The organism is Pseudomonas maioricensis (assembly GCF_022790535.1).
In the GTDB taxonomy this organism is placed as follows: domain Bacteria; phylum Pseudomonadota; class Gammaproteobacteria; order Pseudomonadales; family Pseudomonadaceae; genus Aquipseudomonas; species Aquipseudomonas maioricensis.
On record NZ_LOHG01000038.1, the window covers coordinates 1 to 3,418 of the forward strand.

Sequence of the window (3,418 nt, forward strand, 5' to 3'; positions counted from 1 at the left end):
CGGGACAGGTCCATTCATTCCGTTAGCGGCAATCGATTGAGCGGTCGACCATGGCCTTGGCGATTTCTGCCATGTGGACAACCGAGAACGCCAGATCACGGCTGGTGCCGATGGCATTCATTTTCGCCAGCCCAGTAAGCTATCGTGCGATGCAACGCAGCAGGTCAGATATTCTAAAGAATCTTCCTGGTAGCAGGTTGTATGGGTAGGTCAATGGATTAGTGTCTGGACCGGCCTGGTTGATTAGAAATTATGCTGCGGTATTTTACATGCAGATCATGTGCGGCATGTATCAGGCTATCTGCGTTTTCGGAGGACATGGATGCAATTATATGTGGGTTGCGATTGAACACTGAAGTGGCTGTTTGCAGATCGCTTGCAGGTGGGGCGCTGTGGAAGGAGTTAACCGTGTCTATGAATCTATCCGGGTATTTGATATTGAGCAGGTTTGCAGGCGTAAGCCCGCCACCTGTTATAAGTTTTGCGCCGGCGCGGAAAATGTTTTCATCCTGAGATATTCTATAGCCGCTCGTGATTGTATTAAAATGTTCCGACTCCAGGTAATAGTAATCTCTGGTTCGTGGGCCTGTGGTTGTAATGTGTTTGACGCTTCCCAAGTGGGAGAGTTCATGGCCTATTACTAAGGGTAAAAAAGGGTGGTCCAGGGTATGGGTATTCATGAATATGCGGCCATGAACATCAGAGGTCACGACAAACGCAGAGGGGTCCCCCTGAGCTTGGAGAAACCCTACGAATTTGCCACTTGCTTTGGGATATTGATACTCCATGGACAGCTGGTGAGTCCTGTTCCAGGCAGTGATGACGTTTTTTTTGACAGAGGGGTGTTCATAACCAAAGTAGGTACGCATCGTCTCACTGCTGGCCTCTGGGTATAGATGGATCATCTTTAATGCATTCTCTAGATATCCTGTTGTTTTCTTGAGCGCTGCCAATGTGTTGTCCCTATGTTGGACGGAGAATTCACCAAGCCCTCTTGTCGATGGTGGTATGCCCAAGAGAATCAAATTGATTTCGGTTTCATCAAGGAGCCCCTCGTAGTCCAGGCCATTCGTGTCAGTGTTTTGGAGGGGCGAGTTAGCCGTAAAGCAAAAGATATTTAATCCGTTTATCGCTCCCGCCGGATCCGGATTAATCCACCGCAGCAGCCAGGGCGCGTAATACCTGAAGCCATAATAATAAAGCCCGCTTGCGTCACGTTCTTTACCTGAATAGCGTACTGTTTTGTATTTAACTTCAACTGCACCGCTCGCCGCCCACCACGCGGTGCCGCCAAACGGGTAATATATTTCCTGGCTAACCAGGCCGCCCTGATCATCCAGCTCCAAGGTGGTAGAACCCAGATGATCATTGAGGCTGTAGCGTAGTTGGTCATTGGCGATATCGTTCGGTTTGCCCGCTAACCAATGCAGCATTCTCACGTTATTCACGATAACGACGTGAAGAACTTCGCCATCAGCACTGCTGCGAATTTCCAGCCCCGGTAAATAGCGCACCTCATTGATGAGAGTTCGGCTTCGCGTCTGAGCACTTCTGATTTTTCGACAACGCTGAGCTGCGCCGTTGTAGATATAGGTCTCGTCATCGCTCGGCCCATCATCGCGTTGCACAGTGGTGATGTGCCGGAGCTGGTTGCGGGCGTCCCAACTCAGATCCTGGCCACGCACCAGTTGTAGAAGATTGCCGTTGGCGTCGAAGCCGTCTTCAAAATCTACGTCCACTTCATCGGCGGGCAGGCTGCGATTGCAGCCCGGTGCCACGCGCATCAAGCGGGTGAAGGGCTGGTCACCGACGTGATGCGTTTTCAGCAGGTTGCCGCCCGCGTCGTATTCATAGCTTTGCGTGTAATTGGCGATCTGGTTGGGATCAGGCGGCAGGATATGCAAGTCGGGCAGGGCGGGACCATGGCTTGCGCCGGTTTTAACCTCTCGACCGGTGGCTTCGATCAGTTGGTAAAGCGTGTCGTAGCGGTAGCGGCTGATTGGGTCGATACGTTGATTGGCGAAGAAATGTACCGGCTGGGCGGCATCTTCGATCTGTTCGATATTGCCTACCGGGTCATAGCTGTATTTAAAATGCTGAACCGGCGGTGCATCGGGCAGCGCTGCGCTGAGTTCGCTTAGCCGCCCGGTTTGTGGGTCATAGAGAGAGCGGCTGATCACGCCATTACCGGCTGTTTGCTGCTCAACCTGATCGAACGCGTTGTAGTTGATATCGCTGAGCAACACCTGCCCGCCAAGGGCAACCGATTTCAGTTGGCCCGCTACTGTGTGTTTGAACTGCCGAGCGTTGCCCATGGCGTCGGTTTGTTCGATCACTTCCCCCAGCGCATTGAAGGCCCAACCTGATTCAAGACCGTTGGCTTCCACCAAGGCATCTCGTTCGGCTATCGGCAGCGGCCAATCGGGCAGGTTAAGCTCGCGTAAAAAGTGTCGAACTTCACTCAGTGGCGCGCCAAGCACACTGTAATCCGGGTGGTGGACAGTGCCCGCCGTATCGTCATGGCGGATGAGTTGATTACACTGGTTGTGCTCGGCTGATTGCGGGCCACCGTAGGTCAAACGTTCAACAGCCGGACCCTGTTGGAGCGCCACCCCGGTCGCTCCAACAGAATCCCCCGTAGCCTCTCTGATCAATACCGGCCGCAGCAGGTCATCATATTCAACCTGCCGCTGACTGCCGCGACCGTCCCAACCCGAAAGCAACTGCTCCGCTTCGCCCGGCAGCGTCACCCGCCAACCGGCATCGACGCTGTCGGTCAATAGCACTTGGCCGTTAAGGCTGTAGACGCTGTTTTGGTTGGGCGTTGGCAGACGTGGGTCCTGGCTGGCAGTAGGGTGCCCGGCGTGATCGTAAGAATGGCGGGTAACGCGTAGTTCAGGGTCCTGATGTTCTTCACCCCTGCAGTACGAAAGACTGCGCACCGTCAAGCCGCGAGGATCGATCGTCGCAATAGTGGGGGTATGGGCATGCAGAGCTGCGTTCACTGAATGAGATCTCTGGTTAGTCACTTGGTTAAGCTTAGGACTGGAGACCGCACAGCCTTGGCCGTATGTCAGAAAATGTCGAGTTGTGGAATCAATGGATGGAATGCTTCAGTTCGAGTAACCCACAGAGCGATCCCGCATTGTTTACAACCAAAATCGGGTTAACACCGGCTTGGCCATTACGGCGATAGCCGAGTACGACTTGACTCCCCGCGTGTTTGAGAGTGCTGCACCTAGGTAAGAATCGTCGAATCCCAGCCGTTTTTTTTGGCCCCTGAAAATGGTGCTGATCGATGACTGGGTCAGCATTGGTTCATGCAATTTCGATCACTGGACTCTGCGCTACAATCTGGAGGCTCCCGCTGTCGACCTGACCCGCTACGTGGTCGCCAGCTTCGAAAAAAACTTTGCGC

At 53.5% G+C, this 3,418-nt stretch carries 1 protein-coding gene and 2 pseudogenes; 1 reads left to right on the forward strand and 2 read right to left on the reverse strand.

Annotated features, from left to right (window positions below; genetic code table 11):
• Positions 1-22: 22 nt before the first annotated feature.
• Together AUC61_RS26505 and AUC61_RS26320 are read right to left on the reverse strand one after the other, a co-directional pair.
• Positions 23-169 (reverse strand): annotated as a pseudogene (locus tag AUC61_RS26505) (DUF6124 family protein); the annotation flags it as partial.
• Between the two features lie 49 nt (positions 170-218).
• Positions 219-3,005 (reverse strand): RHS repeat domain-containing protein, encoded by a 2,787-nt coding sequence (locus tag AUC61_RS26320; protein WP_243249222.1) that lies wholly within the window; start codon positions 3,003-3,005, stop codon positions 219-221.
• 237 nt (positions 3,006-3,242) lie between these two features.
• On the opposite strand from AUC61_RS26320, the pseudogene AUC61_RS26325 reads away from it, so the two are divergent.
• Positions 3,243-3,418 (forward strand): annotated as a pseudogene (locus tag AUC61_RS26325) (phospholipase D-like domain-containing protein); the annotation flags it as partial.